Source organism: Pantoea sp. SGAir0180 (assembly GCF_043546245.1).
Genome location: NZ_CP028071.1, coordinates 1,091,372 through 1,105,168 on the forward strand (window position 1 = coordinate 1,091,372; position 13,797 = coordinate 1,105,168).

The window sequence follows — 13,797 nt, forward strand, 5'->3', positions numbered from 1 at the left end:
GAAACGCGTGCCGTCGGAAACGCGTCCGGCCGGCACAACAGGGCATTACTTCGTAATGGTCAGGCCATATTCACGACTGGCATCCTGTAACCACAGCCAGATGTAGTCGGCGAAGCTACGACGGACGACCAGTTCCCAGCGGTCTTCGCCGGTCCGGCGGATCAGTGCGCTGCTTTTGGCAAATACCGAACCTGCGACTTTGCCCACCGGGAACGCACGGGGATGGAGATCCAACACCGTGCTTTTCTTCAGCACATCAATGGCATGTTTGCCGGAGAGCGTCAGTATCGTCTGTCCGCCGCTGACGTTGACCACGGAGTAGTGACCGTCAATCTCTGCGCGCAACGCTTTTTCCACCGGAAACAGCTGATCCATTGGCAGAACCACCAGCCACTCGTCGGGACTCAGCCAGCGCACAGAAATGTCGCCCTCTTCACAGGAGGTAAGGGGGACGGTGGGCAGCGCTACACCCAGCACCGTCAGGCAACCCCGCATAAAACTCCGGTTCTGCTGTGAACCGCGCAGCACCAGATGGCCCAGCAGCGCCTGTTCGCGCAGCTGAACGCCACCGGGCTGCGCATGGCTGGCCGCCAGCTTGTCCAGCCCGGCGTGATGCAGAGGGGATTCGGCGCGTACCTGCGCAGGCGCACACTGATCCATGACCGCCACCTGTCTGACAGTCTTTGCCGGTTTGGTTTCAGGTAAGAGGGTTTCAGACATGTTGACGTTCTCCTTTCGGATCGATAAAGACCGTGCTGCAGATTTCCGCTTCGACCACCCGGCCATCGGCCAGCGGGTAGAATACGGTTTCGCCCATGCGAGACAGCCCGCCTTTGATAAAGCCCATGGCGATGCTGCGATTCAGGTTAGCGCTCCAGTAGCTGGAGCTGATGTGGCCCAGGATATCCATCGGGACAGGCTGAGCAGGATCGGCCACCGCCTGTGCGCCTTCCGGCAAGACGATCATAGGATCGCGTGTTTTCAGCCCGACCAGCTGTTTGCGCTGGTCACGTACGCAGTCAGCCCGCGCCATGCCGCGTTTGCCGATATAGCTGAACGGTTTTGTGTCCGCGACGCACCAGCTCATATTGAGATCGTGCGGCGTCACCGAGCCGTCGGTGTCCTGACCGGCAATGATGAATCCCTTCTCGGCGCGCAGGATATGCATGGTTTCGGTGCCGTAAGGCGTCAGATCGTATTTTGCGCCGTGCGCAAAGAGTTTCTCCCAGACGTACAGGCCGTAATTGGCCTGTACGTTGATCTCAAACGACAGCTCACCGGTAAAGGAGATACGGAAGAGTCGTGCCGGTACGCCCGCTACCTTGCCTTCCTGCCAGTCCATAAACTTAAAGGTCTCTTTGTCCAGCGAGACGTCGCTGCACAGTTCAGCCAGTAAATTGCGGCTGTCGGGGCCGGATACGGTCATCGTGGCCCAGTGATCGGTCACGCTGGTAAAGAACACTTCCAGCTCCGGCCATTCGGTCTGATGGTACAGCTCCAGCCATTCCATGACGTGTGCCGCGCCGCCGGTGGTGGTGGTCATCAGGAAGTGGTTTTCCGCCAGGCATGACGTCACGCCATCGTCGAATACCATGCCGCTTTCGCCGCACATCAGACCGTAACGGCATTTGCCGACGCCCAGTTTGGCCCAGGCGTTGGTATAAACACGGCTGATAAACTCACGGGCATCTTTGCCCTGAATATCAATTTTGCCCAGCGTGGACGCATCCAGAATGCCCACGCCATTGCGCACCGCACGACATTCGCGATCCAGCGTCTGTTGCATCGTTTCGCCGGCACGCGGGTAGTACCAGGGGCGCTTCCACTGGCCGACATCCTCGAACATCGCACCTTGCCTGACATGCCACGGGTGCATGGCGGTGAAGCGTTTGGGTTCAAATAGTTCACCACAGTTACGCCCCGCGATAGCGCCAAAGGCGATCGGCGTATAGTTCGGACGAAATACCGTGGTCCCGGTCTCGGGGATGCTCTTGCCCATCACTTTGGCGGCAATCGCCATGCCGTTGATGTTGCCCAGCTTTCCCTGATCGGTACCAAACCCCATTGCCGTATAGCGTTTAATGTGCTCAATCGCTTCAAACCCTTCCCGCGTTGCCAGAGCGATACCGGCGGCCGTAACGTCATTCTGCAAATCCACAAACTGCTTGGGTGCGCGGCTGATCGGTTTGATGTGCGGAATATGGAACAGGGCGGCGGGCGGATGTTCCAGCCACTTTTTCACGTCGGGGAGGGCGACCTCGACCGGCGTCAGGCCCAGCTTCAGCGCAGCGTCCTGTCCGGCATTGATGCCTTCCTGCAGCACGTTATCAAGCGCATAGCGCCCGTTGATGCCGCCTGCCGTCAACTGCTTCTGATGTGTCGGCCCGGGCAGGAAACCCGTCACTTCCGTGTTCCAGACCGGACGGCTGCCGGTATGGCCCGCCAGATGAATGACCGGGCTCCAGCCCCCAGAGCTGGCTACGGTGTCGCAGGTGAGGGAAAAGGGCTTGCCGGCGATCGCCTCACCTTTTTTATCCAGGGCGGCAATCGTGACGCCGCTGACGCGCTTTTTGCCCTTTACTTCAATAACGGCACTGCCGGTGATGATTCGAATACCGCGGCCACGAACAGCGGCGGCCAGTTCACCTTTGGTCACGGTTCGGGTATCTACCACGGCGACCACCTCGCGTCCCGCATCAGCCCAGTCGAGCGCGGTTCGGTAAGCGCTGTCATTGGTGGTCATCAGCACCAGCTGGTGCCCGGGCACCACGCCATAGCGGTTGATGTAGGTGGAGATGGCAGAAGGGATCATGCAGCCCGGTACATCGTTATGGCTAAACACCAGCGGTCGCTCCTGGGCACCGGTGGCCAGCACAACCCAGTGTGCCCGGACGCGGTGCATACGCTGGCGAACCTGGGCCGCCGCAGCGCGATCGCCTTTGTAGTCGGTTCGGTTCTCGTTAACGGTAAGAAAGTTATGGTCGTGATAGCCATTCACCGTGGCGCGCGTCAGCAGCGTCACCTCCGGCATCGTCGCCAGTTCCGCCACCACCTTGTTGACCCATTCCATTGCCGGTTTGCCGTCAATCAGTTCCCGGCTGGCAAGCAGATGGCCACCGAATTCATCCTGCTCATCCGCCAGGATGACGCGGGCGCCGCTGCGACCGGCGGCGAGTGCCGCCATCAGGCCCGCAGGCCCGCCGCCCACAACCATGAGATCGCAATGCTGGTTCATGGCGTCATAGATATCGGGATCTTTCTCGCGTGGCGCGCGACCCAGACCGGCGGCTTTGCGGATGAATTTCTCATAGGTCGGCCACATCGATTGCGGATACATAAAGGTTTTGTAGTAAAACCCCGGCGGCATCACTTTGCCGCCAAGGTTGCCTACCAGACTCATCAGGTCGGATTCGACAGACGGCCAGCCGTTGGTGGCCGAACAGACCAGGCCGTCATAAAGGGCCTGCTGGGTAGCGCGCACGTTTGGCACCTGCGTGGCTTCTGTCGCGCCAAGCTGCAGCACTGCGTTCGGCTCTTCAGCGCCGGCGGCGACAATGCCGCGTGGACGGCTGTATTTAAAACTGCGACCGACAATATCAATGCCGTTGGCGAGCAGGGCGGAGGCGACGGTATCGCCTTCATAGCCCTGATACGGCTTGCCATTCCACGTAAAAGTCAGCGTACTGGAACGGTTAATTCTGCCGCCGGACGGCAGGCGATTCTTCTGGCTCATGCGCTCCGCTCCTTACGCGTGTTCACGGGATTCAGGCTGTTCGTTGAGTGTGTAAACCTGTTTGATCTCATAGGTCTGGGTATCACGTACCAGATTAAAGAATTTGCGGCATCCCGCGCTGTGCACCCAAAGTTCGTGATGTAATCCGCGCGGGTTTTTACGGAAATAGAGAAAGGTTCCCCACGCTTCATCACTGCACTGATCCGGGTTAGCAGGCCGCGCGATATGCGCCTGGCCACGGGGATGAAACTCTTCTTCTTCGCGATACTCACCACAGTGAGGACAGTAAATGTGCAGCATGTTGTCACTCCTTAGTGGGCTACGCCTGCGGCGCCATGTTCATCGACCAGCGCACCGGTATAAAACCGGGACAGGGCGAAGGGTTCGGCAATCGGGTGCGGCGTGCCGTGCGCTAACTGATGGGCAAACAGGTTGCCGGAGCCAGGCGTAGCCTTAAAGCCACCGGTGCCCCAGCCGCAGTTAAAGAACAGGTTGCGCACCGGGGTGGACGAGAGAATCGGGCTGGCATCCGGGCAGGTGTCGACAATGCCGCCCCACTGACGGTTCATGCGGACACGGCTGGTGCACGGAAACAGCTCAACAATGGCCTGAATGGTGTGTTCGATGACGCTGTAGGAGCCGCGCTGACCATAGCCGACCCAGCCATCAATACCTGCGCCGATGACCAGATCACCTTTATCTGACTGACTCATATAGCCATGCACATGGTTGGACATGACGACGGTATCCAGGAAGGGCTTGATCGGCTCGGAGACCAGCGCCTGAAGCGGATGGGATTCAACCGGCAGCTCAAAGCCGGCCATTTTGGCCATCACGCCAGAGTTACCGGCGGTGACGCACCCCACCCGATCCGCTTTAATTACGCCGTGGTGGCGGGTTTTGACGCCGGTGATTTTGCCGTCACTGATTTCCATATCAATGACCTCGCAGTTCTGAATCAGATCGACGCCCAGGCTGTCCGCCGCACGGGCATAACCCCAGGCCACCGCATCGTGACGGGCATTGCCCCCGCGCCGCTGTACCGACGCGCCCAGTACCGGATAGCGCGCATCTTTGCTGCAGTCCAGTGCGGGGATCTCTTTCTGTAACTGGTCGCCGTAAACCATCTCGTTGTCGATGCCCTGCAGGCGATTGGCATTCGCCAGTCGTTCATTGGTGCGCAGGTCCTGCAACGTATGGCAGGTGTGATAAACCCCACGCTGAGAGAACATCTGGTTGTAGTTCAGCTCTTGTGACAGGCCTTCCCATAATTTCATGGCGTGCTCATACAGCGCTGCGGATTCATCCCACAGGTAGTTGGAGCGCACAATCGTGGTGTTACGGCAGATGTTGCCGCCGCCAAGATGGCCTTTTTCCAGCACCGCCACGTTGGTGATGCCGTGCTCTTTCGCCAGATAGTAGGCGGTAGCCAGACCGTGCCCCCCGCCGCCGATGATAATAACGTCGTAGCGTTTCTGCGGGGTGGGGTTGCGCCAGACTTTCTGCCAGTTCTCGTGATAGCTCAGACTGTGCCTGAGCAGGCCAAATCCTGAATAGCGTTGCATCATTTCTACTCCAGTAACTCTCGCGCGTGGGCGAATTGACAGACGATAAAACCGCGCCGCCGACCGAAGCCGGTGGCCGCCTGGCCTAACGGTAAACCGGGAAGTCCGCGCACAGGGACAGCACCTGCTGCTTCACCTGAGCAATCTTCGTCTCCAGCATGTCGGCGTTGTTCATCACATCCAGGATGTCGGCAATCCAGCCGGCCAGCATGCGACAGTGCGCTTCGCTGAAGCCGCGCGTGGTAACAACCGGCGCGCCAATGCGCAGACCGGAGGTCACAAACGGGGATTGTGGATCGCCGGGAACGGCATTTTTGTTGACGGTAATGTTGGCGCGTCCCAGCGCCGCATCGGCCGCTTTACCGGTCAGCCCCTGTTTAATCAGGCTGAGTAAAAACAGGTGGTTGTCGGTGCCGCCTGAGACCACATCGTAGCCACGCGTCATAAACACGTCGGCCATCGCGCGGGCATTGTTGACCACGCGACGCTGGTAGTCGTTATAGTCAGGCTGCATGGCCTCTTTAAAGGCGACGGCTTTGGCGGCGATCACATGCATCAGCGGACCGCCCTGGCCGCCCGGAAACACGGCGGCGTTGAGCTTTTTCTCCAGCTCGGGGTTGGCTTTTGCCAGAATCAGGCCGCCGCGCGGACCGCGCAGGGTTTTATGCGTGGTGGTAGTGACCACATCGGCATAGGGCAGTGGAGTGGGATAAAGGCCCGCCGCGACCAGGCCTGCCACATGCGCCATGTCGACAAACAGCCAGGCACCGACCTTATCGGCAATGGCGCGGAAGCGCGCCCAGTCCACGACGCGTGAGTAGGCCGAGAAACCGGCGACGATCATTTTCGGCCGATGTTCCAGCGCCAGCGCTTCGACCTGTTCATAATCAATTTCGCCGCTGGCTTCATTCAGGCCGTACTGCACGGCCCGGTAAATTTTGCCGGAGAAGCTGACATGGGCGCCGTGCGTCAGATGACCGCCGTGCGCCAGGCTCATGCCCAGAATGGTGTCGCCCGGCTGGCACAACGCCATATAGACCGCCGCATTCGCCTGCGAACCCGAATGGGGCTGCACGTTAGCGTAATCGGCACCAAACAGCGCACAGGCACGTTCTGTTGCCAGTTTTTCGACTACGTCGACATATTCACAGCCGCCGTAGTAGCGCTTCCCCGGATAGCCTTCTGCATATTTATTGGTCAGTACCGTACCCTGAGCCTGCATCACGCGCGGGCTGGTGTAATTCTCGGAGGCGATAAGCTCAATATGCTCTTCCTGACGCACCGCTTCCTGTTCAATGGCCTGCCACAGTTCACTGTCAAAGCTTTGAATATCGTCGCGCTTCGCAAACATGCTTTTCTCCTTGCCCGGATAACCACGCAGCGCCTGCTTTGGGCCTGAACCGTTCAGGGCAGCGGTAGAGTGAATGTGGGAGGGATAATAACCAGCGTCACCGATGCCGGAATGTTTGGTAGCGCCCCGGCGATGTCAATTTGCGACATACCCACGCAAGGCGGACACATTGAACGGTGAGGAACGGCAGAAAGGGCAAAACATGGCGAATTCATCGCCAAATACGTCGTTATCCGGCATCTCTTGTTTTTCATCCGCGCAGATAATGCGGCTGTCATTCACTCAACGGCAGGCATAAGCCCGGGAGCGCAACATGAGTATCAGTGTCTTCGATCTGTTCAAAGTCGGAATTGGTCCCTCCAGTTCACATACCGTTGGCCCTATGCGCGCGGCACAACGCTTTGTCGAACCGCTCGGTCATCGTGAGGATCGTGGGATGATTTACCGCATCAAAGTCGAACTGTTTGGTTCGCTCAGCGCCACCGGGCGCGGGCACAGTACGGATAAAGCGGTACTGATGGGGCTGATGGGCACCTCACCCGATACCGTCGATCCCGCTACGATCAACAGCACGATACAGGCGATTGATGAAACCGGCTCCCTCACGCTGCCCTGGGGAGAAAACATTGCGTTCGACAGCCATGAGGACCTGCTGTTTGTCGATGATGTGCTTGCTTACCATCCGAACGCGATGCGCCTGAGCGCGTTTTACCGCAACGGGCAAAGCCGTTCGACCGTGTATTACTCCATTGGGGGCGGATTTGTGCTGGATGAGGATGAGGCGCTGGCGTCGGCACATCTGGTGCCACAGTGCACGCTGCCCTACGACTTTAACAGCGGCGCCGCTTTGCTGGCACACTGTGCGGACCGGCAGTTACGCATCAGTGCACTGATGCTGGAGAATGAAAAAGTCTGGCGCACGGAGGCCGGGATTCGGACCGGTCTGGCGCAGATCTGGCAGGTGATGCAGCAGTGCATTGCCAATGGTCTGGAAAATGAAGGCATCCTGCCGGGAGGGCTTAACGTGCGCCGACGAGCGCCCATGCTCTACCGATCGCTGTGCCGCGCCTCAGCGGAAAATGTGATCAGTTCAACCCTGTCGGCGATGGACTGGATCAACCTCTATGCGCTGGCGGTCAATGAGGAAAATGCGGCAGGCGGGCGTATGGTTACCGCGCCCACGAACGGGGCGGCAGGTATTATCCCGGCGGTACTGATGTACTACATGAAGTTTGAACCCCAGGCGCGCGAAGACGATGTGGTCGATTTTCTGCTCGCGGCGGCGGCGATCGGCGCACTGTGCAAGAAAAATGCTTCCATTTCGGGGGCCGAAGTCGGCTGCCAGGGTGAGGTGGGGTCCGCCTCTGCTATGGCAGCAGCCGGCCTGACCGAGGTGCTGGGTGGCACGCCCGAGCAGGTCGAAAATGCCGCCGAGATTGCGCTGGAGCATAATCTCGGTCTGACCTGTGATCCGGTTGGCGGACTGGTGCAGGTGCCGTGCATCGAACGCAATGCCATTGCGGCAATGAAAGCGATAAACGCGGCACAGATGGCGCTGCGCGGCGACGGTCAGCACTTTATTTCGCTGGATAAAGTGATTCGCACCATGCGCGACACCGGACGGGATATGCAGGATAAATACAAGGAAACCTCGCGCGGCGGGCTGGCGGTCAACGCGATTGAATGTTAACGATGTGTTGGTTTTTGGTTACTTACGCTTATGGGTTCGAATAAAAAACAGCCAGAAAAACACGTCACAAAACAGTGCAATAAAACCGTCATATGACTAAAACGGTTCAGCGGGTGCACCGTTATGAAGCCTGCCTGCGTTGAAAGGGCTGCAATGATCAAATCTGTGAAGCTGAACAAACATTTGTTTCGCTTATGTTAACTGTGTGTCATTTTTGCGTCGTGTGACCTGGTGACGAATGGCATGGCTGTTGCTTACTCTATAGGTGTTGGAAAGCAGTTGGGTGAAATACCCCTGGGTGATGTTCCTGTTAAGCCTAATAGAGGTCAGCGCACATGTTCGATACAGACGCAATTCATAAACGTTCCTCTACTGAAAATAAAACGCGCAGCGTAGGCTTTTTGCTGGTGAATAACTTCACCATGATCGCGCTGGCAACCGCCGTTGAACCCTTACGCATGGCGAACCAGCTGAGCGGCAAGGAGCTGTACAGCTGGTATACCGTCAGTGAAGAGGGCGCGCCCGTTGTCGCCAGTGACGGGATTGCCATTACACCCGACCATTCGATGGCGAACGTGCCGGCACTGGATGTCCTGATTGTGGTCGGCGGTGTCAACATTACCCGCAGCTATTCCAGTCGACAGATTGGCTGGCTGCAAAGTCTGGCGCGCCGTAAGATCCTGATTGGTGGCATCTGTACCGGCCCGTACCTGCTGGCGGAAGCGGGGCTGCTGGATGGCTATCACTGCAGCGCCCACTGGGAATGCATAGCCTCCATGCAGGAAGCCTATCCCCGCGTGATCTGCACCAATCAGCTGTTTGTGATTGAGCAGGATCGCATGACCAGCAGTGGCGGTACTGTACCGATGGATATGATGCTGACGATGATTCAACGGCATTTTGGCCATCAGCTCACCGCCGCCATTTCAGAGATGTTTATCTGCGACCGGGTCCGCAACGAGTCCGACTACCAGCGTATTCCCCTGCGCCATGTACTCGGCACCGCCCAGCCCAGCCTGGTCGAAGCCGTTTCCCTGATGGAGGCCAATATCGAAGAGGCCATCGATCTGGATGAACTGGCCGGATACGTGGGCCTGTCCCGGCGACAGCTTGAACGGCTGTTCCAGAAATATCTGCACTGTTCGCCCTCACGTTACTACTTAAAGCTGCGTCTGTTCCGCGCCCGTCAGTTATTAAAACAAACCTCCATGTCGATTATTGAAATTGCGCTGGCCTGCGGTTTTGTTTCCACGCCGCACTTCAGTAAATGCTATCGCGAACACCTTGGCGTGCCGCCGCGTGAAGAGCGGCGCGGCGTTCACAGCCAGGGAAGCGGCAAAACGCTGACGCAGTTTTTCATGGCCGACCTGCCCGGGCTGACTAACTGGCAGCAGGAAAGCACCGTCTCCACCTCCCTGCGTATTCTGAACGAAGCGCGGTTTGAACCCACCTTTGGCTCCGTCACGCTGCCGGGCAATCTCTGACGCCTGTCTTACCCCACTGCGTCAGCAAAAAACAGCCTTTCGGGGCTGTTTTTTGCTTCGGGTCCCGCAACATATTGCCGTTTTTCTGTGCCCTGAACTGCGCCAGCGGTCAGGCAAGTGACGTTTTCAGAACAATTCTGCCCGCGCGTAAACCCTATTCTGTTTTCATCAGGCCGCATCCGGTTATGACGTAAACCAGAGAGGAAGATATGAACGCGACTGAATTGCATGATTCTGCGATTGTCATTGATGGGTTGGTCATTGCGAAGTGGGACAGAGCGCTGTTTGAAGATATGCGTCGCGGCGGACTCACCGCGGCCAACTGCACGGTATCCGTGTGGGAGGGCTTCCAGAGCACGGTGAATAACATCGTCGAGATGAATCACCTGATTGCGCAAAACGCCGATCTGGTCACCAAAGTCACCACGACGCGCGATATCCGCCGCGCTAAGGACGAAGGCAAAACCGGGATTCTGCTGGGCTTCCAGAACGCCCATGCGTTTGAAGACCAGCTTGGCTATATCCAGGTGTTTAAAGAACTGGGTGTCGGTGTGGTGCAGATGGCCTATAACACGCAGAACCTGGTCGGTACCGGCTGCTATGAGCGTGACGGCGGCCTCTCGGGCTACGGCCATGAAGTCGTGGCGGAGATGAACCGCGTCGGCATGCTGTGCGACCTGTCGCACGTCGGCGCGCAAACCTCGAAAGAGGTAATCCTCGCCTCGAAAAAACCGGTGTGCTACTCACACTGCCTGCCGTCAGGTCTGAAAGATCACCCGCGCAATAAATCGGATGAAGAGTTGAAGTTTATTGCCGATCACGGCGGCTTTGTTGGCGTCACCATGTTTACCCCGTTTTTAAAGAACGGTATTCACTCCACCATCGAGGATTATGTCGAAGCCATCGACTACATCTTTAACCGGGTCGGGGAAGACCAAATCGGCATTGGCACCGATTTCACCCAGGGACATGGCCAGGCATTTTTCGAATGGCTGACTCACGACAAAGGCTACGCCCGCCAGTTAACGGACTTCGGCAAGATCATCAACCCGGAGGGCATTCGTACTTTGGGCGAATTCCCGAATTTAACCGCCGCCTTGTTACGTCACGGCTTCACCGAAAAGCAGGTGCGTAAATTTATGGGCGAAAACTGGCTCAATCTGCTGGCCAATGTCTGGAACGAGTAAATCCGTTACCCATTCCTGTGAACACGTGAGGTTAAACCATGGCACATGCGCCTGAAATGCCTATCAGCGTCGATGATGAAACCGGCGTCTGGACCACCGATGCGTTACCGATGTTGTACGTACCGCGCCACTTTTTTGTGAATAACCATATGGGCATCGAAGAGGAAATCGGTGCAGAACGCTATGCCGCGCTCCTCTATAAAGCGGGCTATAAATCCGCCTGGCACTGGTGTCAGAAAGAGGCCGAACTGCACGGTTTTTCGGGTGAGGCGGTGTTTGAACACTACATGAAACGCCTTTCTCAGCGCGGCTGGGGCTTTTTTACCACCGAGTCGCTGGACCTGAAGCAGGGGACCGCGCGCATCCGGCTCGATCACTCCGCGTTTGTGTATCAGTACGGCAAAGTGAACCGTAAGGTGGACTACATGTTTACCGGCTGGTTTGCCGGTGCCATGGACCAGATCGCCGAAAGCCTGGGCTACAGCGTAAGAACGCAGGCGGTGCAGACGCAGAGTGCGGCGGAAGAGGGCTGTGATTACGGCATCTTCACCGTTTCGCCGCGCTAAACACGCACGCGCCGCAGCCTGCTGCGTAAGACGCATGACCTGAAGGAACCGCTGGCTGGCGGCGGGCTATCAGAATTACGTGAAGGTGAAGCTATGTCACAGTTTGATCTGCTGTTTGAGCCATTGAAGATAAATAAACTGACTATCCGCAACCGCATTGTCAGCACGGCCCATGCCGAGGTGTACGCCACGGATGGCGGAATGACCACCGATCGCTACGTGAAATACTATGAAGAGAAAGCGAAGGGAGGATGTGGCCTCTGTATCTGCGGCGGCTCAAGCGTCGTGTCCATCGACAGTCCGCAGAGCTGGTGGAGCTCGGTCAACCTGAGCACTGATCGTATCATTCCGCACTTTCAGAATCTGGCCGATGCCGTGCATCAGCACGGCGGCAAAATCATGATTCAGATTAGCCATATGGGTCGCCGTTCACGCTGGGATGGGGAAAACTGGCCGAATCTGATGTCGCCGTCCGGTATTCGTGAACCGGTGCACCGCGCCACCTGTAAAACGATCGAGGAAGAGGAGATCTGGCGCGTCATTGGCGATTTCGCCAAAGCGGCGGTGCGGGCGAAAGCGGGCGGCCTGGATGGTGTCGAGTTATCGGCCGTGCATCAGCATATGATCGACCAGTTCTGGTCGCCGCGCGTCAATAAGCGCACGGATGAATGGGGTGGCAGCTTTGAAAAACGGATGCGTTTTGGCCTTGAAGTCCTGACTGCCGTGCGTGACGCGGTGGGGCCGGACTTTGTGGTGGGCATGCGCATCACCGGCGATGAGTTCCATCCGGACGGCCTCAGCCATGAGGACATGCGCCAGATTGCCGCGTACTACGATAAAACCGGCCTGGTCGATTATTTCGGTGTGGTCGGTTCCGGCTGTGACACCCACAACACGCTGGCTAACGTGATCCCCAACATGAGCTATCCGCCCGAGCCGTTCCTGCACCTGGCGGCAGGCATTAAAGAAGTGGTCTCGGTGCCGGTGATCCATGCGCAGAATATTAAAGATCCCAATCAGGCACAGCGCATTCTCGCCGCGGGCTATGTGGACTTTGTCGGCATGACGCGCGCCCACATCGCCGATCCGCACCTTATCGCAAAAATCAAAATGAATCAGGTAGACCAGATTCGTCAGTGCGTCGGGGCGAACTACTGTATCGACCGTCAGTATATGGGGCTGGATGTGCTGTGTATTCAGAACGCGGCCACCTCGCGCGAGTACATGGGGCTGCCGCATATCATTACCAAAACCGACGGCCCTGTGCGCAACGTCGTGGTCATCGGCGGCGGGCCTGGCGGACTGGAAGCCGCACGCGTGGCAGCCGAGCGCGGTCATAAGGTAACGCTGATCGAGCGCGCCAGTGAACTGGGCGGACAGATCACCATTGCCGCCAAAGCGCCGCAGCGCGACCAGATGGCGGGGATTACGCGCTGGTTAGCGATGGAGCTGGCGCGCCTTAACGTTAACGTTATGACTGATACGACAGCGGATACGGCGATGATCCGGGACCTGAATCCGGATGTCTGCATCCTCGCTACGGGTGGACAACCTTTCCTTGAACAAAATCCGGAATGGGGCGCAGCCGACGGAAGGGTGGTCTCCAGCTGGGACATTCTCAACGGCGTGGTGGAGCCGGGCAAAAACGTACTGGTGTACGACGCCATCTGTGAATTCTCTGGCATGTCCGCCGCCGACTTCCTGGCGGCACGCGGCGCGTTAGTCGAACTGGTCACTGGCGACATCAAACCCGGCATTGGCATCGGCGGCACGACGTTCCCAACCTACTATCGCAGCCTGTATGAAAAAGCGGTCGTGATGACCGCTGATCTGGCGCTGGAGAAAGTGTATCGCGAAGGCGAGAAGCTGGTGGCGGTGCTGGAAAATGAGTATACCGGCCAGAAAGAGGAGCGGGTGGTCGATCAGATCGTGGTCGAGAACGGCACGCGTCCTGATGAGGCGCTGTACTACGCGCTGAAAGCCGAATCGCGCAACAACGGGCAGATTGATGTAGAGGCGCTGTTTGACATCAAACCGCAGCCGGTGTTGTCGCAGCCGGGCAGTGGCATGATCCTCTGGCGCCTGGGCGACTGCGTGTCGCAACGCAATGCCCACGCCGCGATTTACGATGCACTGCGTCTGTGTAAGGACCTGTAATTCGCCGTCGTTGACGTGCAGCCCGCGCGCTGCACATCGCAGAAATTGTCTGGTAAGGGCACAT

10 protein-coding genes are annotated in these 13,797 nt (G+C 57.9%); 5 read left to right on the forward strand and 5 right to left on the reverse strand.

The genetic code is table 11. The features are described 5' to 3' along the window. Nucleotides 1-45: 45 nt before the first annotated feature. The 5 genes from C1N58_RS05165 to glyA form a co-directional block, all read right to left on the reverse strand. Nucleotides 46-720, reverse strand: coding sequence for a sarcosine oxidase subunit gamma (locus tag C1N58_RS05165; RefSeq protein WP_081011341.1), 675 nt, complete (start codon nt 718-720; stop codon nt 46-48). After that, nucleotides 713-3,733, reverse strand: coding sequence for a sarcosine oxidase subunit alpha family protein (locus tag C1N58_RS05170; RefSeq protein WP_394564651.1), 3,021 nt, complete (start codon nt 3,731-3,733; stop codon nt 713-715). The genes C1N58_RS05165 and C1N58_RS05170 overlap by 8 nt, the downstream gene beginning before the upstream one ends. Before the next feature lie 12 nt (nt 3,734-3,745). Next, nucleotides 3,746-4,033 (reverse strand): sarcosine oxidase subunit delta, encoded by a 288-nt coding sequence (locus C1N58_RS05175; protein ID WP_033740381.1) that lies wholly within the window; start codon nt 4,031-4,033, stop codon nt 3,746-3,748. A gap of 11 nt (nt 4,034-4,044) precedes the next feature. Beyond that, nucleotides 4,045-5,298 carry a sarcosine oxidase subunit beta family protein gene (locus C1N58_RS05180; RefSeq protein WP_033740946.1) on the reverse strand — a complete coding sequence of 418 codons (1,254 nt, stop codon included), beginning with the start codon at nt 5,296-5,298 and terminating at the stop codon, nt 4,045-4,047. A gap of 85 nt (nt 5,299-5,383) precedes the next feature. Further along, nucleotides 5,384-6,649 (reverse strand): serine hydroxymethyltransferase, encoded by a 1,266-nt coding sequence (gene glyA / locus C1N58_RS05185; RefSeq protein ID WP_058708379.1) that lies wholly within the window; start codon nt 6,647-6,649, stop codon nt 5,384-5,386. 313 nt (nt 6,650-6,962) lie between these two features. On the opposite strand from glyA, the gene C1N58_RS05190 reads away from it, so the two are divergent. From C1N58_RS05190 to dgcA, 5 genes are all read left to right on the forward strand, one after another. Next, entirely contained in the window at nt 6,963-8,339 is a 1,377-nt protein-coding gene (locus C1N58_RS05190; RefSeq protein ID WP_394564652.1) for an L-serine ammonia-lyase, read from the forward strand. A 335-nt stretch (nt 8,340-8,674) separates the two neighbouring features. Next, on the forward strand, nt 8,675-9,823 hold the full coding sequence (locus C1N58_RS05195) for a choline metabolism transcriptional regulator GbdR (protein ID WP_033740379.1): 1,149 nt from the start codon (nt 8,675-8,677) through the stop codon (nt 9,821-9,823). Between the two features lie 209 nt (nt 9,824-10,032). Then, on the forward strand, nt 10,033-11,010 hold the full coding sequence (locus tag C1N58_RS05200) for a dipeptidase (RefSeq protein ID WP_033740378.1): 978 nt from the start codon (nt 10,033-10,035) through the stop codon (nt 11,008-11,010). A 38-nt stretch (nt 11,011-11,048) separates the two neighbouring features. Continuing rightward, nucleotides 11,049-11,576 carry a DUF5943 domain-containing protein gene (locus tag C1N58_RS05205; protein WP_394564653.1) on the forward strand — a complete coding sequence of 176 codons (528 nt, stop codon included), beginning with the start codon at nt 11,049-11,051 and terminating at the stop codon, nt 11,574-11,576. A gap of 93 nt (nt 11,577-11,669) precedes the next feature. Continuing rightward, complete coding sequence (gene dgcA, locus C1N58_RS05210) at nt 11,670-13,733, forward strand: dimethylglycine demethylation protein DgcA (protein ID WP_039338060.1); 2,064 nt, start codon at nt 11,670-11,672, stop codon at nt 13,731-13,733. Nucleotides 13,734-13,797: the final 64 nt, after the last annotated feature.

What these genes read in the sequence shown, in the direction of transcription:
- C1N58_RS05190 (WP_394564652.1), top strand. Translation starts at nt 6,963, where the DNA reads ATGAGTATCAGTGTCTTCGATCTGTTCAAAGTCGGAATTGGTCCCTCC.
- C1N58_RS05195 (WP_033740379.1), top strand. Translation starts at nt 8,675, where the DNA reads ATGTTCGATACAGACGCAATTCATAAACGTTCCTCTACTGAAAATAAA.
- C1N58_RS05175 (WP_033740381.1), bottom strand. Translation starts at nt 4,033, where the DNA reads ATGCTGCACATTTACTGTCCTCACTGTGGTGAGTATCGCGAAGAAGAA.
- C1N58_RS05170 (WP_394564651.1), bottom strand. Translation starts at nt 3,733, where the DNA reads ATGAGCCAGAAGAATCGCCTGCCGTCCGGCGGCAGAATTAACCGTTCC.
- glyA (WP_058708379.1), bottom strand. Translation starts at nt 6,649, where the DNA reads ATGTTTGCGAAGCGCGACGATATTCAAAGCTTTGACAGTGAACTGTGG.
- C1N58_RS05205 (WP_394564653.1), top strand. Translation starts at nt 11,049, where the DNA reads ATGGCACATGCGCCTGAAATGCCTATCAGCGTCGATGATGAAACCGGC.
- dgcA (WP_039338060.1), top strand. Translation starts at nt 11,670, where the DNA reads ATGTCACAGTTTGATCTGCTGTTTGAGCCATTGAAGATAAATAAACTG.
- C1N58_RS05200 (WP_033740378.1), top strand. Translation starts at nt 10,033, where the DNA reads ATGAACGCGACTGAATTGCATGATTCTGCGATTGTCATTGATGGGTTG.
- C1N58_RS05180 (WP_033740946.1), bottom strand. Translation starts at nt 5,298, where the DNA reads ATGCAACGCTATTCAGGATTTGGCCTGCTCAGGCACAGTCTGAGCTAT.
- C1N58_RS05165 (WP_081011341.1), bottom strand. Translation starts at nt 720, where the DNA reads ATGTCTGAAACCCTCTTACCTGAAACCAAACCGGCAAAGACTGTCAGA.